Origin of the sequence: Aphanothece sacrum FPU1 (assembly GCF_003864295.1) — a bacterium.
GTDB lineage: Bacteria > Cyanobacteriota > Cyanobacteriia > Cyanobacteriales > Microcystaceae > Aphanothece_B > Aphanothece_B sacrum.
Window position 1 is genome coordinate 883,816 of record NZ_BDQK01000013.1, and the last position, 22,739, is coordinate 906,554.

Here is a 22,739-nt window from a genome sequence, read left to right on the forward strand (position 1 = left end):
TTTATCCTAATCCTAACTCTCTTTTAAGAAGATTAATGGATTTCTCACCAATATAATTTTCAGAACAAATAATATCAGGAGGACGAATTAAATCATCTCTTACTGTTATAATAGCTTGTTTAACAATCGGATAACTCGCCGGATCTGTCATAATAGTTTGAGCAGAACGAACTAATCCTAAAACTTTAGTGCGATCGCTTGCTTGGGCCAAAATTAATAATAAATCATCTCCTCGTAAACTATGAATTAAAATTTCTGCTATGGTTAGAATACCAGGACTTAAACTAACAATGCCTAAACGAGTATCTGAGGGCAATTTTTTAATTAAGGCTAATTCTTGACTATAATCATAGATATCTACAGGAATAACACGAGTAGAATAAGGGGCAGCAATAGACTCAACTTCAGCGATAAAATAGCGACTGCTAACAACTGTTCCTGAGTTTGTTTGAGAAAGAACTTGAGCTAATTCTTCCATAGGAACTAATTGTACAGGAATGGCTAAAGCTTTTTCTAATTCTTGTAAAATTAATTCACCTGCCCCTAAATCTTGAATTGGTACTGTTACTAATACTTGTGCGCTAGACCGTAATCGCCAATCAATTGCAGTTAGTAATAACTCTTTAATTTGAGATAGAGTTAAACCTTGTTTTAATAATTCATCAAAGCTTTTGTGAATAACAGAACTCGCATCAGGATATTGAGTAAATAAAGGAGAATCTAATAGATTTCCTGTTTCATATTTTTGCGCTTTAACATAAATTCCTGAACCGGCCATTGATTCTACCAGCCCCGATTCTTCTAATTGTTGATAGACTTTACTAATAGTATTGCGGTGTAATCCCGTAATAGTGGCTAATTGACGGGTACTAGGTAAGCGATGGCCAGGGGGATATTGACGAGAAGCGATCGCAAACCGAATTTGGTCAAATAATTGTTTAGAAGCAGGAATATCGCTGTCAGGCTGAATTTGAAATTGAATCATGGCAAAAGTCAGGAAACAAGGAAGAAAAAGGGCTATAACTACTAATTGTAGGGGTCAACGACCGTTGATCCCTACAATTATTAATAAACCCGACATTATGCTTCTTCTTCGTAATATTCCCGTTCTTTTTGTTTTTGAGGGATATTAACGCGAGGGGGATTATAAGGTTCAGGTTCAAGATCATCATCCCAAACATCTCCCTCTACCTCATCGTATTCGTACTCTTTTTCCCGACGGGGAGGTTGATAAGAAAGGGGTTTTTCCCGACGAACTTCTCCCCAGTTATCTTCTTCTGACTCTTGATCATACTCTTGATAAGCTTCTGCTTGTCGTCGAGGGGCCGGTGTAGAGATGGGTTGTTCCCAGGTATCTTCATCCCACCGTTCCTCAACCACTGGTTTACGAACTTGAACAGGAGTACGAACAGGAATACCTGTTCCCAGTTGATTTTCAGGTTTGGCCGTTGGGGGAGAATACAGGTCTTCTTCTTCTTTTTCCCAAGGAGGACGACCAATACCCAAGCGTTCTAGAACACCGACAGTTAACTGATTGAGTCTTTCTTCGGCCCCTTCAAAAACGATCAAACGGTTTGGCCCACTACTGACAACTTCCTCCATAGAAATTTCGTAGGTACTTAGGACTTGATCTGGAATTTGAGGAAAACCCAAAGAAGCGATAATAATTGAGGAAACTTTACCTGTTTGTAAATCAAACTGAAAGTCCCGAACCCGTCCTAAAGGTTCTCCCACTTCAGTAATGACCTCACAGTTAATAATGGGGGTATAAGCATCAATATCAACAGTTTCAATCGCGTCTTCATTATCAACTAGGATCACATCCCCAATTTGACGAATACTTGAAATATACATATATTGGGGCATTCCCGACAAGGAAAGCATATTATCTCGTAGGCCTAACGCGACAACTTCTCGTTGATCGATATCGACTAAGATTTCTTTGACAACCCCTAACTTTTTACCTTGATCACGGGTGATCACTTGTGTATTAATAAATTCGTTGCGTAATCGGATGTTATCTGTGGTCATTGTGTCTTAAGTTGAAGTTTTAGCTTCAATAGTAATAATAAACTCAAATAAGGTTTTGACGTTTAGGTCTTGGTTGATTGATAATAGCTTAAGGTGTCACCAACGAATTGACAATGGAGAATTAAGATAACTGTTCATTGTCGATTGTTGAACGGCGTTTGTCTGTGTCCAGGGCTAGATTTTAAATTTCCTAGCTTTTCACTACACGAAGGACTTATCCTATATTTTAACAAAAATGTCGGGAGAAGTCCCCACCTAAAAATACTATAAAAAGATCCACTAAACTGCGGACTCGAAGAGGAGAGTCCATCACTGCCATGAATGTGGTTTTAAATGTGATAGAGACGTAGCTGCTTCTATGGTAATAAGAGATAGAGGTTTAAATCTTATTGCGGCTGGTACGTCCGTGATTTAAAATGCTTTTGGAGGCGTTCTGACGGGGGAGAAATCCTAGTTAAGAGCCTGTGAAGAAAGAATCCACTCGGCTTTAGCCAATGGAGGTTCAACATGAGTGCTAATTCTAAACTATCGAGTGATCACTGTATGATTCCGGTGATTAAATCTCCTGAAGATTACCAAGTGTTTCGCATTACTCCCCAAGATACGAACCGTTTGGCTATTGTTTTTGATTCTAGCTTAGCGGAGGATTCTTTGACCGTCTGTGTAGAAATTTTTGATCCTGGAGGAAGAACTCCTACTCATCGTCATAATTTTGCGGTGGAAATGTTTTTTATTCTTAAAGGAGAGGGTTTAGCTATTTGTGATGGAAAAGATATTCCTCTTCATGCAGGAGATAGTCTTTTAGTTCGTCCGACGGGAATTCATGAAATTAGAAATATCGGTAATTCTCGTTTATATGCTTTATGTTTTATGGTTCCTAATGAGGATTTTTCGGAATTAATTCGTAGTGGGGTTGCTGAAAGATTAGATGAGGAAGATTTAAAGGTATTACGAAGTACATTTTGAATTAATACTAAGCTAATATAACCGTCCTAAGTCATTTGCCAGGAATAAGACCGCTATAGATTTAAGAATAACAATTACCATTATACACAATGACTGAATATCCATCTAGCCCAGAAAAATCTCTGATTCCCCCTCGTATTCCTATTGCCTTTCGTCGTTTAGGGTGGTTTGCCTTTTTGCTGCAAATCGTGTTAGCTTTTATCCCTATTTGTGTTTTATTTTTTGCCTTGTTTGTTCTCAAAACTTCTCCCGACGGGACAGGAACTTTAATTGAGGTAATTTTAGCTTACGGATGTTTGTTATTTTTGCCCTTTTCTATTTTCTGGAGTTTTCGTTATCAAAAAATAGGAGAACAATTAGAGTCTTCTACTCGATTTCCTTTGAGGAATAATACGGGTAAGTAATTGCTATATCCTGTAAATTTATTTTATTTTGTTCTTATTTCATAAGGTTCAATGCTGATATAATCATTACTCACTTTAATACTATCCTAATTATTTTTCAGTAAGCCATTTCCATAAAGATGTTAACTCATTTTCATTCAAAGAAATTGATCCATCTTCCATTTCATTATCCATATCGGAACCCCAAACTTTTATATAATCTATGGAATTTTTACAAACATAAATAGTGAGTTTTTTTTCTTTATGCCACCATTCTAAGACAATTTCATTATCTATACTAATATTACCTAAAGGTTGATTCCACCACAAATTATTTTTAGTAGCAATTAAACTTAGACACTTAATTAATTCATAGGTCTTGCTAATAATTTTGGAGTTAATACATTCTAATTCAAAACTACTTTTATTGAAAAGAGATTTGATTTTTGAATAAAATGATAACTCTTTTGCATATTCCGATAAAGCTTCTATTTCACTAATTTACTGGTTATCTGTTCCTTTTTCAAACAAGTCTTTTAAAACCTCTGGTAGTCTATCAATTAAGGCAAAATTTAAAATAATGCTTCCTCCTTCATCATACAAAACAACAGCATTTGTATAAGTTAAATTTTGATTTTCATGGCCAACAATTTTGATCGGTATATCGGTCATTAGTCCTCCTAAGTTATAAATAATGTCTTTTCAGTCGCATTATATCACAAATTTAGACAAAAGAAGTAAAATAAATAAAAGCAAATCTCGCTATTACTGTTAATAATGATCCTACAATACTTACCATTCTACTTTGATAGGATAGTTACCAAATTTAGAATCTTTACTGAGTAAAGTGGCATTTTCTAACATTGCTTGAACAATTAATAAATGATCAAAGGGATCTTTATGATAAACATTTAAAGTCTCTAATTGTAAAATATGCTCTAGATTTATAGGTAATAGTTGGATATTATTAGTTATTTTCTGATGTTTTATAATAGCTGATAAAGAATTATTTAATGTTAATTTTCCAAGTTTAGATTTAATTTCTATTTCCCAAATACTGACAAGACTAAGTAAAATGATATTGTTACGATCACCACATAAATCTAATATTTTTTTAGAGAGTTTAGAAGAGTCGCTATTCCACCAAATAAAAGTATGAGTATCCAGGAGTAATTTCATTCTTCTCCTAACCAAAACTCATCAGATAATGATTCATCAAAATCTTCACTAATTATGATTGAATGGGGATATAAATCAGGAGTTCTTGAACCTGAATCATTAATACTTGTTAAACGTGCTACAGGTATATGACCATCAGTTATGACAATTTCTTCATTTTCCTGTAGTAAAGATATTAATTCTGGTAATTTTATCTGGTTTTGTCTAATCTCAATAATTTTGGTTAACATTAAATTTATTCCATCGTTACATTAATTTTATCATATCTTCAAGATATAGCACTAAAATTAGCAAAAGCAGATAAAGCTGCTATTGTTGTAATTCCCGTAATAAATACTAAAACCTGATCTAGTTCTGAAATCTGTTCATCTTGTCCCACAAAATATAGTAAAATAATCGTAATTCCCGTTAAAAATAATCCGACAATTAAACTGCGATATTTTACGACATCAAAATCATTATTCTTCCTCATTGTCTTCTTTCTTTCTTTGTTGGGGGATAATATTTTTTACATAGTCTAGTGCAAGTTCATAAAATCCTGTACCAAGAATAAAAAGTCCTGGTAAAGTTAATCCCTTAAAAATCAATCCTAGTCCAATTATAATAGCTATACCAGATAATGAAGTCTTACGAATAATCTGCATTATTTCAATTGAACGCTGATGTTTACCATTTTTGATATATTCATCCTGTTTAATAATGTCTCCTCGTACCTGTGTCCATAGTTTAATATCTTCCGGTGACTTTGCTTGTGTTAACCTGTCTTCAATTCTTTGTAATGGTTTAAACTGCGGTGAAGAAGTATCAGAAAAAGATGGTAATTCTGAAGATGATGGTTGATCAAGTTCTCCTTTTTTTTCTGACATACTTAACTGTATAATAAGCTAAACTATTCAAAATGGTGGGTTACGACACGGATAAAATTTTATTAGTTTTTCCTCAAAATAATTGCCGCTTCTAACCCAGTTTACTAGACTGACACATCTAATTTATTGTATTAGTATTTGGGTTTGTTGGGTTTCGTTCCTCAACCCAACCTACAATATTTAAAATGGTGGGTTACGACGCGGATAAAAAATTATTAGTTTTTCCTCAAAATTATGGCCGCGTCTAACCCACCCTATATCTAGACAAACAATAAGTAATCAATACTTATTTTAATAGTAATTGCCTACTTTGCGGTGATGAACTGCTGTTAAACCATCTGTATTTGAGACTCTTCCATTGGTTACTTTACTATAAACAACCCAATGATCACTACACTCCATACGACTTACAACTTCACATTCTAAATATGCTAAAGCATCTACTAAAATCGGTGATCCATTATTAGCAGTTTGGGTATTTACTCCCTCAAAACGATCTGCACCAGGGGGAAACCGTTTCAGAAAATGCTTCATTAATGGTTGATATTTTCCTTCTTCTAAAATGTTTAAAACAAAGCTATCTCCTACGTGCATTAATGATTCAATGGCCCGATCTTTTGCCACTGCAACCGTAAACCCCGGAGGATCAAAACTTGCTTGTGTTACCCAAGATGCTAACATCGCCCCCTTGATTTTTCCTTTGGTTGCTGTTAATATGTATAAACCGCCACTAATACGCCCAATAGCTTTGTCTAAGTCGCTATCTAAGGACTTCCGTTGTTTGACTTTGCGATCAAGGGTTAAACTCTGTCCTAAGTCGGTTCCTGCTTCTTCACACAGTTGATAGGTAGCTTCTGTGGGGGTATCTTTAACTCGTATCGCATTAAACCCTTGACTTAAACCTGCTTCCCGAAACTTCGTTAAAAGGGGATCAATAGGTTCGTCATTCCCCCCATAAGACTCAAACATGCCAATATACTGCTTGTTTTTCGCAGCAGCGATAATGGTTCCCATATTACTTGTAGTTTCCTTGTCATGAGTCCCTTCTAAGGGAGGCATTCCGATGACAAGACCTGCAGAACGACTAATAACCTCATTGACATCTTGGGGATCAGCCGATTTTAGATCTACCATTTCCACGGCTACCCCCGCTTTGGTGATACCTTTAGCAATGGCTTGGGAAAGACGATCACTGTATCCGTAGTCGGAGATATAAAACACGGCGACGCTTTTATCAGCTTTGCTTTGTTCTTCGCTCCAAGTGCGATAGCGTTCTACTAACTCATGAACATTATAGCGCAATAAAGGGCCATGGCCGTTAGCCACCATTGTAATTTCTCCTAATGTATCCATCCGTTTCATTGCCGAGAGGACAGAACGAGCATTAGGACCCATTAAACATTCATAATAGAAATGGTAGTCTGGGGCGATCGCTTCTAAGTGTTCATCATAGAGACTATCAGAACAATAGTGCATCCCAAAAACATCACAAGTAAAGAGAGTTTGAGTGCCTTGATCATAGGTTAAAATGGTGTCAGGCCAGTGTAAATTAGGCGCACTCACAAATTCTAAAACATGACCTTTTCCTAAGTCTAAAGACTCTCCACTTTTGACTAAAATTCGTCCAAAAGGTTGGTGTATAAAGTCTTCTAAAAATTGAATGGCAACTTTTGATCCGACTACGGTAATATGGGGTGCGAGGGCTAATATATCTTTAGCTAAACCACTATGATCTGGTTCCGTATGACTAATAACAAGATAGTCTATGGTTTTAGGATCAATTAATTCTGTTAAGGTATCTAAATAAAGTTGACGGAATTTTGCGTGAGAAGTGTCCACTAAAGCAATTTTATCTCCTCGGATGATATAAGAATTGTAAGTGGTTCCGTTTTGTAGTCCAAACTCGATATCAAAGCGATCTCTATCCCAGTCAAGGGAACGAATGGTAGTGGTATCTGCTGTAATATCTGCTGTTTGTATGGTTAAGCGTTTTTCTGTTTTAATGGGGGTTGCAACCATATCCCTCTCCGTTGTTATATTTTCATTTTTTTATATTGTGACACGCTTTATCCCTAATAGGGGTTTAAGATACTTATGGAAAGGGTAAGAATAGTTTAATTAATGATGAAAGTTGATCTAATAAGAATATGTTTTATAAGTCTTCATTAATAATTTGCTCTAAAATAATAACTAATGGTGGTAAATCTTCTGTAACTGTTTTCCACACAATATCTAAATCTACTTCATAATAATTGTGAATTAAACGGTTTCTCATACTGATGACTTGTGGCCAAGGAATTTGGGTGATTTGTGCCTGTTTTTCTTTAGATACTCTGGAAGCAGCTTCACCAATGATTTCAATTAAACGAACTAAAGACAAGACTAACATTCGTTCGATTTCTAAAGAATGTCTAGTTTTTTGATTGATAAAAAATAAGGCTTCTTCTGCGGCATCTTTCATGTGAGATAACCGAGTATAATCATCAATTTTTGACATAAATAGTTAAAGCTTCTTGTTCAACTTTATCACGAAAATAACGACTTAATTCCGCAGGTGTTCGTAAATCTGCTTTCCTTTTAATGAGTTCAGATAATTCTAGTTCCATACCTGCTAAACGAATATAACCAGGGATTTTGTCTTTTGCAAAAATAACTAAAAAATCGACATCGCTTTCTTGAGTAAAATCTTCTCTTAAGACTGAGCCAAATAATGATAATTTACAGATATGATGATGTTGACAAAATTCTTTTATTTTCTGTCTATCGATAAAAATTGGTAAGTTGACAATTGGTGAATTATTCATGACACAAATTTGGATTTTTACCTATTAATATTATATAGTATTTTAAAATGAGGTGTAAATGTGGAATGGGCATACTTCGTGCGATCGCGCTTCCCGGAACATCGCGGTTAGTGAGCGTACTCGAACTACGATAACCGCAGCATCTAAGTATATCTATACCATTAGTCACAAATGATTTAAGACTGCTATAGAATAGATCTCAATGCACATTATTAGTAAAAAGAAACTTAGAGAATTTTATAGAAAACATCCCAATGCTGAAGCAAACCTCCAGACTTGGTATAAAATTACAAGTAAAGCTAATTGGAGGAACTTTGCTGAATTACGTCAAAGTTTTCCTTCTGCTGATTTAGTCGAAAATTTTATCGTCTTTAATATTAGCGGAAATTCTTATAGATTGATTGCTTTAGTTGATTATCAATATCAAGAAACTTACATTCGTTATATACTGACTCATGCAGAATACGACAAACAAAACTGGAAACAAGATCCCTGGTACACCTAAATCTTATTTACAACTAATACAAGATTTTTCTCCTAGAAAAATTAATTCTGAAGAAGAATTAGATCAAACTCAAGTCATTATTGATACTTTACTAGATCGAGGTAAATTAACTCAAGATGAAAGAGATTATCTTCATTTGTTAGGGTTATTAGTTACTGAATATGAGGAAGTACATCATTCTATTCCTGATATTTCTGGGATAGAGGTATTAAAAACTTTACTTGAAGAAAGAAATATAGAATTAGAACAATTCATCTTAATTTCCGGTAATGAAGTTAGGTTTAAAGATATCTTACAACATTATCAAAATATGACCGTTTCCGAAATTGAGCAACTTGCTAATTTTTTTCAAATTCCTGTTACTTGTTTTTTCTAAACATTATCAAATCATTAAATCATCTAATTCCCTATAATCAGGTAATGAACTATCAATTAGTTTACCTTGTCTTAAAATTAGGCGATCGCTTTGAGGACGAGAGAATAATTCACTAAAATAACGGGCTTTAAAAATAATCAAATTAGCGTCTAATCCTATCTTAATTCTACCTAATTTATCAAGCCCCATTAAATCAGCAGGAATTTGATTAACATTAGCACACCAACTATCATAAGGGGTATCTAAATGAGCAATTCTTACCGCTTCTTTTAACACTTCTAAACCATCATGATCGCCAAATCCATAAAACGGATCACGACAATTATCACTGGCAAAAGCAACGGTCACTCCTGCCTTTTTGAACTCATGAATTTTAGTAATTCCTCGCCAATAAGGAGTTATGTTAGGGTTTCTATCCTGAAGATAAAGATTACACATAGGTAAACTAACAATACTAATATTAGCCTCTTTTACTAAAGTAATAGTCTGGTTTACTTGTTCAGGAGATTGAACAGCTAAACTACAACAATGTCCACAAATAATTTTTCTAGTAAATTTATTTCCTAAGGATGCTTCCGCAATTTTTTGTAAGCAAATAGAATTCGGATCGTTGGTTTCATCTGCATGAAAATCTAGATCTAGATCCCTTTCTTTAGCTAAAGTAAATATTTTATCTAACTGTCTATCTAAGTCAGGATTTTGATAAGCAACTCCCCCTAAAATTCCTCCATACTCAGCCACTCTATTAGCTAAATCTTCACCGTCAGGGGTTAAAAAATAATCTAGAGAAACTAAACAAACAGCCTGTAAAATTAATTTATCATGCCATTCTTGTTGTAACTGTTTAAAGACCTCAAAACTAACTTGAGATTGTTGACCAAATGAATCTAAATGAGTTCTAATAGCCATTGTTCCGTGAGCATAACTACATTTAAGACCAAATTCCATACGACGATAAAGATCCGACGCTTTCCAATATAATTGAGCATCTTTTTTAACGGTGTTTAAAGCATCATCAAACGTACCCGTTAAATTAGGCGATCGCTGCCAAATATGTCCCTTATCTAAATGAGTATGAATATCCACAAAACAGGGAAAAATGATACCTCTATTTACGTCTACACCAGAACGATCTAAACTAGAAGAAGTAGGACAAATTTGAGTGATTTTACCTGCAACAATTTCTAGATCAACCAGACATAAACCTTCCCTAGTGTAAGGGAGTAAATTAATATTTTCTAAGAGACAATGAGGAATATGAGCATTTTTAAGCCAAAAGCGATCGCTAACAGGAATGATCAACATAGACAGTTAACAAGGTTTCTTCTAATCAAGACAATAAGTTATAGTTATCTTTAAGTCTAAAACTTCCCAGGAAAAAAAACTCTCCCATGACATCCCAGTCTACCCTAAATCAACTTAAAGCAAGCCTTCCTGATGGTCAATTACCCTCAAGTTACGGTGTTTACTTCAAAAATACCCTAGTTGCCCTTTGTCATGCCTTAGAAGACCATATTTTGCAAGCTAATGCTAAAGTACCCGAAGAAAAGCCCCTAGTCTTAGTTACATTTCAACGAGGAAAATGGTATTTACAAGAAGCAGATCGCTACTTTGAAATTGCCCAATGTTCCAATCATATCGTTATTGCGGCGGTTCCTGATAGTGGATTTTCTAGTCATAAAACCAGCAAATTAGAGAATGTATCTTTAGTAAATTTAGATGATAATGATGAGCTAATTCATGAGTGGAATTTAGTGATATTATCACCTGGTTATGCTGCAATGGTACTGTGTCGAGAACTTTCTGTAGAAGAATATCGCGCTGATAGTCAACCAAAAACGGATACAGAACGAAAATTTTATGGACTATGGACTTTTGAGCGTAATTTAGTGGCTCAAACCGCTACAATTTTAATTGAAACGATGCGTTTTTATAATCCAACTTTAGCAGATAATTTACGACAACAACAACGGCATATTGCTGCTAACATGAGCAACGTTTCCACAGATTTAAGTGGGGTTGTTTCTCGTATTGTTAATTACTTACAAACCAGTCAACAACAATTAGTTACTATTAACCGTCAAAACCGAGAAATGGTGGAATTAGAAGGTCAGGCCTTACGATTGAATCGTAACCTAGCGGCGAATAAACTGCAAGCCTTCTTAAGAATGGCCCAAAAAGTTGATGAAAGGGATACAGATAACTCGGTTGCGTCTCTGCAAGTGTCTGCATTAGCGGAAACTTTAGGACAATTACTGGACTTACCTACGTTAAAATTAAGACGACTTCGTTTGGCCGGTTTACTCTATCGTATTGGATTAGCAGAAGCTCCCACAGAAGTGTTTAATCAACCCCCAGAACAGTTAAATGATGCGACGTATACTTTTTGGCGTAATCGCTCTGTATTGGGGGCCCAGTTGCTTTCTACCATGCCTGAACTTGTAGCCATTAAAGAGATTGTAGCTCATCAATTAGAACATTGGGATGGCAGTGGGAAACCCAATGGGTTAAAAGGGGAAGAAATTGGCATTGAGGCGCGAATTTTAGGGTTAGTGAGTTATTTTCAGGAATTAACCCAACCGAGAGGCGATCGCCCGGCCTTAAGTTTAGGAGAAGGGTTAGAAAAGTGTCAAAATTATCGAGAAACGTGGTTTGATCCGGCCTTAGTTGATTCTCTGGCAACTGTGATACGCTTAGCTGAAATGGGATTAATGGCCTTACCGGATCGTCCTAGTCAACTTCCGGCCGTTTGGTTAGAAGAAGCGACAAAATAAAACATAATTAGTCGAACAAATCTTTAGAAATTTAATTTAATTGTTTTGAGATTTATATGAATCAAATCATCAATTTAAGTGACATTTGTGCTGGTAAAATTAAAAATCTAGCAGGAAATGATTTATCAGGAATAGATTTATCGGGAGCAAATTTATGTCAAGTTAATTTAGCAGGAGCAAATTTAACGGGAGCGAATTTAAAGGGGGCAAAATTACAAGGAAACTTAAGAGGGGCAGATTTAACGGGAGCAAATTTAACGGATACAGATTGTCGTCATAGTGATTTTAGAGGAGCAACTTTATTAGATATTATTGTTAATCGTACCAGTTTTTCTGGGTGTTTTTTAGCAGGGGCTATTTTGAGTCATTTAGATTTAAGTGGGGCAGATTTTCGAGGTTGTGATTTACGTGGAGTAACCTTAATTAAAGCAATTTTACAACAAGCTGATTTAAGTTATGCTAATCTGTCAGGAGCAGATTTATCTCAAGCAGATTTAGAAGAAGCAATTTTTCAAGGTGCGGTATTAAGAGGGACTAATTTAAGTGGGGCTAACTTATTATGCGCTCATTTTGAACAAGCAGTTTTAGAGGGAATTTTATTAGAAGGAACTTGTATTGAAGGAACCATTATTGATGTAAAATATCAGTAACGTAGGGGCGGGTTTTCATCAAAATATATGGTAAAAAGTTAACATTAGAATAAACCCGCCCCTACAACCTCATAAAACTGCCCACACACCACTAGTGATTACCTAAAATAAAGGGCGGGTTTTGTACATAATTCTTGAACTACGGATAATATCCTAGCTAAACCCGCCCCTACAACCTCATAAAACTGCCCACACACCACTAGTGATTACCTAAAATAAAGGGCGGGTTTTGTACATAATTCTTGAACTACGGACAATATCCTAGCTAAACCCGCCCCTACAAAATACGATATATCAAACCAAAATTGGATTAATATTAGTCTGGCGTGGGGACATAAAAATCTATAAGCTAGACTTAATCAGGGATATAGCCCGTCGTCCTCGTCGATAATAGGCGCGTTTTTCGGGGCTTAATTGCATTAATGCCTGGGCTTCAACGGTAAATAAATCACAAGAGTCAACCCAATCTTTTCCATGAAGACCGATATAAAAGTTACTGTGTCTCCGTCGCATTTTCTTGTTTTTTCTGACTCTCCCCACATATTTTGCCAATCCTTTCTCTTTAATAATTTTTCCAGAAAATGTTGCCATTGAATAAGCTAGAGTAATCAATATAATTAAGGAAGTAAGGCGATGTCCTGTTAATTTCGTTCTTTCTAAATCATAACCACCTTTCTTAAAATCCCGAAACATTTCCTCAATACAAAATCTCTTTTTATAAGCGTCAATCGTCTCATCAATACTGGTTAAATTTGTGATAATAAACCAAGCTTCTTTTGTCTCTATTCCTCTATACTTCTTTTTCCATTTCGCCACTATATTACTGCCTATAAATCCTTTTGTTTTCGTAACTTTAACTCCTTGATAAAATAAAGACATTCCTGAAGATAATCCTAAATCTTTTAGTCGCGTCCACATTTCCTTTTCTACTTCAATATAGTTGCTTTTCTTCAATCTGAGTGCATAATAAACTCTTTTTTGTCCATGTAACCATTTTGCTAGTTCAACTGAGCAGAATTCTCTATCCCCTAAGACAACTATTTTATATTCTTTTAGAAAGAGTAATATTCGGGCTAATATACTTTTCTGTGTGTCAAAGTTACTATTACCGATGTGATCTAGCAACTCAAAATATAAGGGAATTCCTCTATTATCAATTACCAGACTTACCATCAAAATATTAATCAACCCCCATTGGGTTCTATCTATGGCAATATGTAAGACATCTCCTGTACTAAATGATTGCTTTAACCACTGTTTTATGATAGGTATCCATACTCCTTCAATTGTCAAACAAGGAATCTCGAAAAACCGTTTTAACTTTTTTCTCTTACTTTCAAATAAAATGGGACTGGGAAAATAACTAGCTAACTCATAAAACCTAATTTTCCTATATACTTGCACTAATTCTATCATGATTAACAGTATTAAATATTCCGATTTTTTCAGATACTTTGTTAAATGGTTGTTATAAATTTCTGGTAACATTTTGGGTTTAGACGGCGATCGCTAAAAAAAGAACATTTTCTTTTTACCATGTTTTGCTCTTTTCGTCATCTGGTAAGGCTTTCAGGGTTTCATGTCCCCACGCCAGTTCTTTCACAGTCGAAAAGCCTGATGACGGTGGTGTTGTACCCGAACCCCTGACCATGTTAGGTGCTGGTGCTGCTGTTGCTTTTGGTGGTGCGTTCAAACGCAAATTAGGTCAAGCTAAAAAGAACGACAAAAACGCTTAAATTTCTGTAATTTCAGAGCAAACCTCTTAGTGTTTGGCAGACCGTTGGGTCTGCATTTTTTTTGTTTTTATAGTTCTAGAAAAATATCAATATCAACGATGGGTTTCTTTTTCTAATTCAAGCAACACTTTAGCAACATCTTAATTGTTATTGGAGAAGCAGCTAATCAAATTTCTTTTCTCCGGCTAATCTCAAAAATTGTTTGACTTTTTCAGTTTTTATAGCTAAAATTAATGCCATTAGAATTAATAAAGTTAACCGTCTATGTTAGCCAGTTATTTAGACGAATCTATGAAACTAGCAAATTTTGACAAAAATCCATGATTCTTACCAATAACTTCGATAAACCCGCCCTGCCTTCTATAATTTAATTGGCGTTAATCTCCGAAAACAGGTAAAAATAAGCGTGAAAGTGTTAGTAGTTGGCAATGGGGGGCGAGAACATACCCTCGCTTGGAAACTTCTAGAGTCTCCTCAAGTAGAACTGTGTATCTGCGTTCCTGGTAATGGGGGAACTGCATTATTATCAAAGTGTCAAAATATTCCAGTTAACGTCGAAGATATCGAAAAAATTGCCCAAATTTGCCAAGAAAAATCCATAGATTTAGTGGTAGTGGGGCCAGAAATTCCCTTAGCCCTTGGTATTACCGATCGCTTACAACAACAGGGTATTAAAGTATTTGGCCCTACCCAAGAAGGAGCTAAAATTGAATCTAGTAAATCTTGGGCCAAAACCCTGATGGCTGAAGCTGGAATTGCGATCGCCAAAGGAGAAACATTTACGGATGCATCCGCCGCTAAAGCTTATATTACTCGACAAGGGGCCCCTATTGTCGTCAAAGCAGATACCTTAGCCGCCGGAAAAGGGGTCATTGTGGCCCAAACCATTGAAGAAGCCCAAAATGCTGTTGATACCTTGATGGCAGAGGGATTTTCTCATTTAGTCGTAGAAGAATGTTTAATAGGGGAAGAAGTCTCAGTCTTAGCCTTAACTGATGGTATTTCTGTACGTTCTTTATTACCCGCCCAAGATCACAAACGCATTGGGGAAGGAGATACGGGGCCAAATACCGGAGGAATGGGGGTTTATGCCCCTGCACCCATCGCTACGCCCGCTTTATTACAACGCATACAAACAGAGATTTTAGAACCTACCGTTAAAGCATTACGCGATCGCGGTATTGACTATCGGGGGGTACTCTATGCAGGTTTGATGATCACACCCCAAGGAGAAGCTATCGTATTAGAGTACAATTGTCGTTTTGGTGATCCCGAAACTCAAGCCATTTTACCCCTATTAAAAACGCCTTTGGATGAGGTGCTATTAGCCTGTGTAGAACAGCGTTTAGGGGAGTTTCAACCCCTAGAATGGCATCCCGGTAGTGCGGTATGTGTAGTAATGGCTTCTGGGGGATATCCGGGCAGTTATGAGAAAGGAAAAGCCATTACAGGTATTGAACAAGCTGAGGGGTTAGGAGTGACAGTTTTTCAGGCTGGAACTCGTTTAAATGGCGATCGCCTTGTGACTGATGGGGGACGAGTATTAGGAGTAACAGCTTTAGGTCAAAATTTTAATGAAGCTATCACCCTTGTTTATCAAGGGGTTGAGCAAATTGATTTTGAGGGTCAATACTATCGTCGAGATATTGGCCATCAAGTTCGATAATAGCCTGTGCAGACAGGCTTTGTTTAATTAGCCCCACCCTTGAGGGTGCGGGCTTAAAAAAGGAACTATATTAACTCTATGGATAAACCTTTAATTCGTCTGTCTCAATCTCAATTAAATCTATTAGAAACTTGTCCTCCTCAGTTTCAACGTTTATATTTAGAAGATTTAGGAACACCTCCAAGTCCAGATACTCAAGATAGTTTATCTTGGGGCAGTCAATTTCATCAATTGATGCAGCAGGAACAATTAGGATTACCTATACAATCTTTTTTAGGAGAAGATCAAGAATTACAAAAAGCGTTAAATGCTTTAGTTAATGTGGTAAAAATTGAGCATCATCTTACTGAGGAAAGTTGGAAAGAAGCAGAACATTCTCGTAGTTTAGAATTTGATAATTATTTATTAACTGCTATTTATGATTTACTTATTCTTGAAGATAATAGAGCGCAGATTTTAGACTGGAAAACTTATCTTAAACCACAAAATAAAGAGAAGTTAGCTAAAAATTGGCAAACCAGACTTTATTTATATTTATTAGCCGAAACTTCTGATTATTTACCGGAACAAATTTCTATGACTTATTGGTTTGTTAAATTGCCTAATGAACCTCAATCTTTAACCTTTACTTATGATAGTAAAACTCATCAAAAAACTGCTCAAGATTTAAGTTATTTATTAGGTCAATTAGAGAGTTGGTTATCTGATTATTTAGACAATAAACAATCATTTAATCATATTAGTAATTGTCAAAGTATTTGCCCTTATTATGAAACTTTTTTTGACAATAATCTTGATTTAGATGATGAGAATAAAGAGAATGATTGGTTATTTGATTTGGATGAAATTGAAGAAATTGCAGTTAATCTTTAAGTAGGTTGGGTTGAGGCACGAAACCCAACAAGCCGAAATTATAATACAATAAATTAGCTCAAACAGTCCACTACTATACTAACCTATCTAAAATTGGTGCGTTACGACGGATTGTTAAATCCTAGTCATAGCAAAGATTGTCGCCGTCTAACACACCCTACACTAATAAATAGCATCTTCATTTATAATAATAAACATGATAAAGAGAAGCAATCACTGGGTTTGGGATTGCTTCTGTGCGCTATTGCTTCGTTCGCAATGACAAGTAATTAAACGGATTTCCTATAACTAATTACGAAGCAGAAGGTAAAGATTTTTGAGGTTGATGATAAGGAATAGAATTCTCTTTCGGTTTATCTAATTCTAGGAGAATATTACGAATGAGACGGGCGACAAATTTGTGTGTTAAGCCTTCTACAATTTTTTGTCCCATTTGTTGAGTTTCTGATTTAGTTAATAGTTTAGTCATCACAGGAACCAAACGCATAGGATCAAATCCGGGGGTATCTTGTAAGATTTTCAAGATATTTTGTAAATGTTCAGTCGTCTGAGAATTATCTCTAAATTCTAAAGGAGTTTCTTGTACCGCTAACCCCACTTGTTCCCGAACCATTGTTGATAAATTAAACCAAGTACGACGACCAAAAATATCAACAGCATTGATAATTTCATCAATTAACCTTGCTCGAATAAATTCACCTCTTTGAGAGAAAAGAAAATCAGTCGCTTGATCCAAAACCCGATCAATATCATAATCAGAAGAATTCTTCGCATTTCGTAATAAATTTTCTAACCGATTCCAACGAAAACTCCCGTCTTTAAATAATAAATCTCGCAAAGATTCCCGCAGTTCAGGAGAAGTATCAGTTAATAATCTTTTGGCTACATACGGATAGGCTTTACTAAGAACTTTAAAATTAGGGTCAATGCCGATCGCAATGCCTTCTAATGTCACCATTGAGCGAATAATTAGGGCATAATAAGCAGGAACCCGAAAGGGAAACTCATACATCATTTCTGACATTTGATCCGTAATACTTTTAAAATTTAACTCAGCAACACTCGCCCCTAACGCATTACCAAATACTTTAGTTAAAGCTGGAATAATGGGAGATAAATCTGTTTCTGGTGTAAGAAATTCTAACTTAATATAATCATAAGCTAAGGACTCAAAATCTCGATTAACTAAGTGAACAACAGCTTCAATTAAGCCATAGCGTTGATAAGGTTGAATATTACTCATCATGCCAAAATCTAGATAAGCAAGTCTGCCATCCCTCATGGCTAATAAGTTACCTGGATGGGGATCAGCATGAAAAAAGCCATGTTCTAATAATTGGCGTAAAGAACAATTAACTCCCACTTCAACTAAATGCGTTGCATCAATTCCTTGGGCTTGAATTTCTTGAATATTAGTTAGTTTAGTTCCTTCTATCCACTCCATTGTTAGGACACGTCGTCCTGTATATTCCCAGTAAATTCTAGGTACATAAATTTCCGGTAAATGACCATATAATTCAGCGAATTTTTCGGCGTTTTTCCCTTCTTGAACATAGTTAATTTCTTCAAAAATACGCCCCGCTAATTCATCAGTAATAGCTACTAAATCTGAACGAATTTGTTTAAAAGTTTTTTGCGCCCAACTTGCCAAATTACGCATAATATAAATGTCTAGCGTAATGCGTCTAATTAAATCAGGTCGTTGCACCTTAACCGCAACTTTTTCTCCCGTTTTTAACTTAGCTTTGTAAACTTGTCCTAAAGAAGCAGCAGCAATGGGTTTAGAAGAAAATTCACTATAAATAAATTCCGGTCTTGCGCCTAATTCTTCTTCAATAAAACGATAAGCAATTTCATTAGGAAAGGAAGGAAGTTGATCTTGTAAAGTAGTTAATTCTTGAAGATAAAGCGGGGGAACTAAATCAGGTCTAGTAGATAATGCTTGTCCGACTTTAATATAAGTAGGTCCCAATTTAGTTAACATTTCTCTGAGTTGAATAGCCCGTTTTTTTTCTTGTGTAGGATTTTTTCCTCGTGTTTTATCCCACCATAAACCAACAAAAAATTGAATAAATAGAATAATAACGTTAATTAATCTTCTTAAAACTTCTAAGGTGCGTTGACGATAATATTGATTAATTGTATCTGGGCGATATTCCCAACTTTCAGGAGAAATATCACTAATAGGACCTAAATCTTCCGTATGGGTTGCAGGAATATGAATAGGTTGTGCATCAATGGTAATTACTTCTAGGGTGTCTACATCTGGAGGCAGAATGACTGGAGGCATAATGTTGATTAGGTGAGAGTCGGGCTTATGTAAACTATTGTAACAACTTGTGGACTAAGAAAGTTGACTCCTCATCTCTTAAACCAAGATCGCGCAAAGCCAATGCTGTTATCCCAAAAGTACTTGTGATCCAGTTTGCAATAGCAGGTGATAGATGTGCGTCTATCCATATTGTCATGGTATCAAGACTGGATGATTAAGCTTATGTGACGCATAGGAAAGTGCGGCTTTTAAATCATCAGCCTCAAGATCAGGCATTTCTGCCAAAATATCGTCAGCACTTAGTCCAGCCGCAAATAAATCTAAAATGTCTGACACACGAATTCTCATACCTCTAATGCAGGGACGACCGCCACATTGTCTAGGATTGAGTGTGATTCTTTTTAGTAACTCTGACATTCAAGATAGATCCATAATCCCATTCTTTACTATTTTAACTTAATTACCGAAAAACTTATTGAGGGTCGTTGCAAACATAATCAGCCCTGACCCATCCGCCTCGGCCATTATAATTGGCTTGCCACCAATAAATGCCATCGGGCCCATATTGTCCCTCGTATATGGCAATAGTTCTGCCATTGGGTATTTCTGTTAATTTTTGATAATTTTGACCTGGCCCGCTTCGCATGGACAAACGGCCATCACGCTGATTAGTACATACACGACCATAAGGGTTTTCTCCTCCTGTTCCTCGTCTGCAATAGCCATCAGTGCGGCCACATCCTGGCCCGACTTGTACTTGTGCCTTCAGGGGAAGAATAGCAACTCCAAGAAAAATAGCACTAGCAATGATAGTTTTCCACATGGTTTTATCTCCTGGTAATTTAGATTTAAGGTTGAATTTTTACCTCTAAATATTGAGGTTGATAACTGTTGACATAGCTTAAAACTTGTGCGAAATCTTGCTTATTAGTTAAGCCAATACACCCGTGTGTTCCGTCTTCCCCGTTGGATTTTTCAAAAGAAGGGTCATAATGAATACCTAATGCTGAACGTCCTGTGGAAAACAACGGTGTAATCGGGAGAAATTGTTCTCCTACTTCGGGTTCATTTCCAGGGACAACCCCACTAGCAATCCTGTATTTTCCATCGGGTAGGGGAGCCTGTGACCCCTCTTGATGACGATTTTTGCTTTGAGTAGTCGCTTGTCCCGTAACAATGGGATAAGCTGCCAATAACTGACCGTTAGCATACAGACTTAACTTATAGATAGGGTTCCCTAATTTATTAGTAGTACTGGTAGGAGCTAAAGTCATATAATTGTCTAAAGAAACAGGTTCAATATTGCTAATTTGAGGGGTGTCGATAGGGGGATTAAAATTAGGGCTTGGGAGTGGTACTTTTTGAGAAGGAACCGACTTTAAAGGTTTGGGAGATTGAAGGTTGGGATTCGTTTCTTTTGATTGCTGAAACTCTTGCCATTGTTGTTGTTTTTGACTAGCTAAATCTTTCGTTGTTACCTCAATATCAGGACTAACTGTTGCCTGATCTAAAACAGGAGATTGTTTTTGTTTAGCCTGAGAAATATAGGCTAACAATACCAGACAACTGAACAATGATAATGACAATCTCATAAACATTTAAGTCTACCTTCTATTGAATATCAACCATTAAAAGCTGAGGTTTATAAGTCTCAATAAATTGTCTGAGGATTTCAAAATTTTGTCGATTAGTTAAACCAATACAGCCCGATGTTCCATCTTCTCCATTAGCTCTATTATAACTCGGATCATAATGAATTCCCAAGGAACTTCTACCCGTCCGAAATTGAGGCTTGATGGGAATAAAACGCCCGCCTACTTCTGCTAACGTCCCCCACACACTAGATGAACTAATACGATATTTTCCATCGGGTAAAGGAGAGTCTGTACCTGCTCGATGACGATTTCTGGTCTGAGTAAAAGCTCTACCTGTTACCGTTTCAAAAGTGTAAATAGGTTGCCCTTGATGATATACTTCAAGAATATAAATTGGATTAGCTTGTTGATTTTTCTTGTTTGATGGGACTAATCGCAAACAAGTATAACAATTATCAGTGGAATTATAAGCCGTTTGGCTATATTCTCCAGCTATTACTGTCGTTCCTTCTCCCATTAATGGTATTAAAAATATTGTTCCTAATAATACCCTCAGTAAGCGATTAATTCTCATCTTTTTAACCTTTAATTAACGGCACAATCTTAGGTTTTCTCGAAAAATACTGAAAACAAATCTTTACACTAATTAACGTTTATTAATTCACACCACAGTTCGGTATTTTGGTACTTACTCATGATTTTACTGTAGCGTGTATAACTGAAAACCTGTGTAGCATTTTCACAATTTTTTACAATTCCTCCCAGATGACTCTGTAATGATTCTTCAGTGAGGTTGATGGATTTTCCGTAAATTTATCAAATTGTTGTGAACTGACTCTAGACTAAGATGTAACGTAATTTACGAGGGATTAAAATCACAGTGTTATTAAAAATCAAGAATTATCATACTTATTTAACAACTCTGCTTGTTTTAATTAATATCCTCCTTCCTCTGCTTCATGAACAATAATCTGTAGTTTCATTTTTTGAAGTTGCTATTAATATAAACAGTAACAATTACATTAGGTTGAACTAAATCATTAAAGGGCATAATGGTATTCATTAGTGTCAACTTAAAATGAAACCCCAAGACATAAAAGCTTTCCCACCATTCCACCCACACCCTGCCAAGGGTGGGGTTAACTGTACAAAACCGTAGCATAGCAGGCTAATGTTAGTGCAAGTCCGCGCTCGTCGGACTTTGTTGGATAGCCACAGGCTTTAGCCTGTCGGCTGTCTATCGGCGTTTTCGACTAAGTTGACACCAATCAATGGTATTATGCCCTTACATCATTTACATTGGTTTTAACCTGGTTAAACTCTATTTTTAACCCATCAAAATTACATTATCAATCACATGAATTACCCCGTTATCGGCTTCGATATTTTCCATGATAACGGTTGCATTTTTTACTTCAAAAGCATCAGAACAATCAATAGAAATAGGTGAACCTTCAACAGAAGCCACACTATCAACTTTAGCTAAATCAGACTTCATTAATTTACCCGAAACCACATGGTAACAAAGAATACGAGTCAGTTGAGGAATATTTTGTAATAAAGTAGTAATAGTTCCTGGAGGTAGTTTAGCAAAAGCTGCATCCGTTGGAGCAAAAACCGTAAAAGGGCCAGGACTTTTTAAGGTATCCACTAAGTTAGCTGCACTAACAGCAGCGACTAAGGTTTTAAAGTTATCGTTATTAACAGCAATATCAACAATATCAGGCATTTTCTTCAAGATAAACATCAACAGCGTTTTTAATTATAGCCTAATTGTCTTCCGTTAAATTAACCGGTTCTACCGAACCTAGTATGTAAAACTATTAAAAATTATGAGCTTAAACCCTTAAGGGTTAAACTATCAAAACAAAACCCGTCTACGCGGGTTTAATTGAGCCTCCCGAAGGGAGACTTTGTTTCTATAGTATCACAGATAAGGTCTGTGGTATAGACGTTGATTTAACATAACTTGTCCGGTAGAACCAATTAACCTTAATACCTATTAATCTATGATCACTAGAAAGGAGTTTGTCGGAACAATATAACCTGTCTCAACGTCCTCA

The 22,739-nt window shown here is 36.0% G+C and carries 28 protein-coding genes and 1 pseudogene; 10 read left to right on the top strand and 19 right to left on the bottom strand.

The window, feature by feature from the left end; translation table 11 throughout:
• Position 1 precedes the first annotated feature (1 nt).
• Both AsFPU1_RS14920 and AsFPU1_RS14925 read right to left on the bottom strand, forming a co-directional pair.
• Entirely contained in the window at positions 2-985 is a 984-nt protein-coding gene (locus AsFPU1_RS14920) for a GntR family transcriptional regulator (RefSeq protein ID WP_124976943.1), read from the bottom strand.
• A 95-nt stretch (positions 986-1,080) separates the two neighbouring features.
• Positions 1,081-2,031, bottom strand: coding sequence for a PRC-barrel domain-containing protein (locus tag AsFPU1_RS14925; protein WP_124976945.1), 951 nt, complete (start codon positions 2,029-2,031; stop codon positions 1,081-1,083).
• Between the two features lie 304 nt (positions 2,032-2,335).
• Between AsFPU1_RS14925 and AsFPU1_RS14930 the strand changes: the two are divergent.
• The 3 genes and pseudogenes from AsFPU1_RS14930 to AsFPU1_RS14940 form a co-directional block, all read left to right on the top strand.
• Positions 2,336-2,446: pseudogene (locus AsFPU1_RS14930) on the top strand (hypothetical protein); the annotation flags it as partial.
• Between the two features lie 92 nt (positions 2,447-2,538).
• Positions 2,539-2,997 (top strand): cupin domain-containing protein, encoded by a 459-nt coding sequence (locus tag AsFPU1_RS14935; protein WP_124976947.1) that lies wholly within the window; start codon positions 2,539-2,541, stop codon positions 2,995-2,997.
• Between the two features lie 89 nt (positions 2,998-3,086).
• Complete coding sequence (locus AsFPU1_RS14940) at positions 3,087-3,401, top strand: DUF3611 family protein (protein WP_124976949.1); 315 nt, start codon at positions 3,087-3,089, stop codon at positions 3,399-3,401.
• Between the two features lie 90 nt (positions 3,402-3,491).
• On the opposite strand, the gene AsFPU1_RS14945 is transcribed toward AsFPU1_RS14940, so the two are convergent.
• The 9 genes from AsFPU1_RS14945 to AsFPU1_RS14980 form a co-directional block, all read right to left on the bottom strand.
• Positions 3,492-3,710: a hypothetical protein gene (locus AsFPU1_RS14945; RefSeq protein WP_124976951.1), complete on the bottom strand. Its 219-nt coding sequence runs from the start codon at positions 3,708-3,710 to the stop codon at positions 3,492-3,494.
• Between the two features lie 171 nt (positions 3,711-3,881).
• A complete protein-coding gene (locus AsFPU1_RS22725; protein WP_172957557.1) occupies positions 3,882-4,052 on the bottom strand; it encodes a hypothetical protein in 171 nt (56 codons plus the stop codon).
• 120 nt (positions 4,053-4,172) lie between these two features.
• The gene (locus tag AsFPU1_RS14950) at positions 4,173-4,559 is read right to left on the bottom strand and encodes a type II toxin-antitoxin system VapC family toxin (protein ID WP_124976953.1); all 387 of its coding nucleotides are present in this window, start codon (positions 4,557-4,559) and stop codon (positions 4,173-4,175) included.
• A complete protein-coding gene (locus AsFPU1_RS14955; RefSeq protein ID WP_124976955.1) occupies positions 4,556-4,789 on the bottom strand; it encodes a type II toxin-antitoxin system Phd/YefM family antitoxin in 234 nt (77 codons plus the stop codon). The genes AsFPU1_RS14950 and AsFPU1_RS14955 overlap by 4 nt, the downstream gene beginning before the upstream one ends.
• A 38-nt stretch (positions 4,790-4,827) precedes the next feature.
• Complete coding sequence (locus AsFPU1_RS14960; protein ID WP_124976957.1) at positions 4,828-5,031, bottom strand: hypothetical protein; 204 nt, start codon at positions 5,029-5,031, stop codon at positions 4,828-4,830.
• Positions 5,018-5,425 carry a hypothetical protein gene (locus tag AsFPU1_RS14965; RefSeq protein ID WP_124976959.1) on the bottom strand — a complete coding sequence of 136 codons (408 nt, stop codon included), beginning with the start codon at positions 5,423-5,425 and terminating at the stop codon, positions 5,018-5,020. The genes AsFPU1_RS14960 and AsFPU1_RS14965 overlap by 14 nt, the downstream gene beginning before the upstream one ends.
• 291 nt (positions 5,426-5,716) lie before the next feature.
• The gene (locus tag AsFPU1_RS14970; RefSeq protein ID WP_124976961.1) at positions 5,717-7,444 is read right to left on the bottom strand and encodes a diflavin flavoprotein; all 1,728 of its coding nucleotides are present in this window, start codon (positions 7,442-7,444) and stop codon (positions 5,717-5,719) included.
• Between the two features lie 133 nt (positions 7,445-7,577).
• Positions 7,578-7,922, bottom strand: coding sequence for a HepT-like ribonuclease domain-containing protein (locus AsFPU1_RS14975; RefSeq protein ID WP_124976963.1), 345 nt, complete (start codon positions 7,920-7,922; stop codon positions 7,578-7,580).
• Positions 7,909-8,229 (bottom strand): nucleotidyltransferase family protein, encoded by a 321-nt coding sequence (locus AsFPU1_RS14980; protein ID WP_124976965.1) that lies wholly within the window; start codon positions 8,227-8,229, stop codon positions 7,909-7,911. Before AsFPU1_RS14980 ends, AsFPU1_RS14975 begins: the two co-directional genes overlap by 14 nt.
• Positions 8,230-8,431: 202 nt before the next feature.
• Here AsFPU1_RS14980 and AsFPU1_RS14985 point away from each other — a divergent pair, with 202 nt between their 5' ends.
• Positions 8,432-8,734 (top strand): type II toxin-antitoxin system HigB family toxin, encoded by a 303-nt coding sequence (locus tag AsFPU1_RS14985; protein WP_124976967.1) that lies wholly within the window; start codon positions 8,432-8,434, stop codon positions 8,732-8,734.
• Entirely contained in the window at positions 8,685-9,110 is a 426-nt protein-coding gene (locus AsFPU1_RS14990; protein WP_124976969.1) for a helix-turn-helix domain-containing protein, read from the top strand. Before AsFPU1_RS14985 ends, AsFPU1_RS14990 begins: the two co-directional genes overlap by 50 nt.
• Positions 9,111-9,116: 6 nt before the next feature.
• Here AsFPU1_RS14990 and AsFPU1_RS14995 read toward each other — a convergent pair whose 3' ends face one another.
• The gene (locus tag AsFPU1_RS14995; protein WP_227873601.1) at positions 9,117-10,409 is read right to left on the bottom strand and encodes a cytosine deaminase; all 1,293 of its coding nucleotides are present in this window, start codon (positions 10,407-10,409) and stop codon (positions 9,117-9,119) included.
• Between the two features lie 92 nt (positions 10,410-10,501).
• Here AsFPU1_RS14995 and AsFPU1_RS15000 point away from each other — a divergent pair, with 92 nt between their 5' ends.
• Together AsFPU1_RS15000 and AsFPU1_RS15005 are read left to right on the top strand one after the other, a co-directional pair.
• Positions 10,502-11,884, top strand: coding sequence for an HD domain-containing phosphohydrolase (locus AsFPU1_RS15000; protein ID WP_124976973.1), 1,383 nt, complete (start codon positions 10,502-10,504; stop codon positions 11,882-11,884).
• Between the two features lie 56 nt (positions 11,885-11,940).
• Positions 11,941-12,534: a pentapeptide repeat-containing protein gene (locus tag AsFPU1_RS15005; protein ID WP_124976975.1), complete on the top strand. Its 594-nt coding sequence runs from the start codon at positions 11,941-11,943 to the stop codon at positions 12,532-12,534.
• A 342-nt stretch (positions 12,535-12,876) separates the two neighbouring features.
• Here the strand turns inward: AsFPU1_RS15005 and AsFPU1_RS15010 are convergent, their stop codons facing one another.
• Positions 12,877-14,022, bottom strand: coding sequence for an IS4 family transposase (locus AsFPU1_RS15010; RefSeq protein WP_124969650.1), 1,146 nt, complete (start codon positions 14,020-14,022; stop codon positions 12,877-12,879).
• Between the two features lie 53 nt (positions 14,023-14,075).
• Here AsFPU1_RS15010 and AsFPU1_RS23575 point away from each other — a divergent pair, with 53 nt between their 5' ends.
• From AsFPU1_RS23575 to AsFPU1_RS15025, 3 genes are all read left to right on the top strand, one after another.
• The gene (locus AsFPU1_RS23575; protein ID WP_438357543.1) at positions 14,076-14,270 is read left to right on the top strand and encodes a PEP-CTERM sorting domain-containing protein; all 195 of its coding nucleotides are present in this window, start codon (positions 14,076-14,078) and stop codon (positions 14,268-14,270) included.
• Between the two features lie 406 nt (positions 14,271-14,676).
• Complete coding sequence (purD, locus tag AsFPU1_RS15020) at positions 14,677-15,936, top strand: phosphoribosylamine--glycine ligase (protein ID WP_124978232.1); 1,260 nt, start codon at positions 14,677-14,679, stop codon at positions 15,934-15,936.
• 78 nt (positions 15,937-16,014) lie between these two features.
• Entirely contained in the window at positions 16,015-16,809 is a 795-nt protein-coding gene (locus AsFPU1_RS15025; RefSeq protein WP_124978231.1) for a PD-(D/E)XK nuclease family protein, read from the top strand.
• Between the two features lie 292 nt (positions 16,810-17,101).
• Here the strand turns inward: AsFPU1_RS15025 and AsFPU1_RS15030 are convergent, their stop codons facing one another.
• From AsFPU1_RS15030 to AsFPU1_RS15055, 6 genes are all read right to left on the bottom strand, one after another.
• Positions 17,102-19,099: an ABC1 kinase family protein gene (locus AsFPU1_RS15030; protein ID WP_124978229.1), complete on the bottom strand. Its 1,998-nt coding sequence runs from the start codon at positions 19,097-19,099 to the stop codon at positions 17,102-17,104.
• Between the two features lie 174 nt (positions 19,100-19,273).
• The gene (locus AsFPU1_RS15035; RefSeq protein ID WP_124978227.1) at positions 19,274-19,498 is read right to left on the bottom strand and encodes a DUF433 domain-containing protein; all 225 of its coding nucleotides are present in this window, start codon (positions 19,496-19,498) and stop codon (positions 19,274-19,276) included.
• Positions 19,499-19,553: 55 nt separating this feature from the next.
• Entirely contained in the window at positions 19,554-19,904 is a 351-nt protein-coding gene (locus AsFPU1_RS15040) for an SH3 domain-containing protein (protein ID WP_124978225.1), read from the bottom strand.
• 25 nt (positions 19,905-19,929) lie between these two features.
• Entirely contained in the window at positions 19,930-20,673 is a 744-nt protein-coding gene (locus tag AsFPU1_RS15045; RefSeq protein WP_227873663.1) for a L,D-transpeptidase, read from the bottom strand.
• 19 nt (positions 20,674-20,692) lie between these two features.
• Positions 20,693-21,250 (bottom strand): L,D-transpeptidase, encoded by a 558-nt coding sequence (locus AsFPU1_RS15050; protein ID WP_227873662.1) that lies wholly within the window; start codon positions 21,248-21,250, stop codon positions 20,693-20,695.
• A 753-nt stretch (positions 21,251-22,003) separates the two neighbouring features.
• The gene (locus AsFPU1_RS15055) at positions 22,004-22,405 is read right to left on the bottom strand and encodes a fasciclin domain-containing protein (RefSeq protein WP_124978221.1); all 402 of its coding nucleotides are present in this window, start codon (positions 22,403-22,405) and stop codon (positions 22,004-22,006) included.
• Positions 22,406-22,739 lie beyond the last annotated feature (334 nt).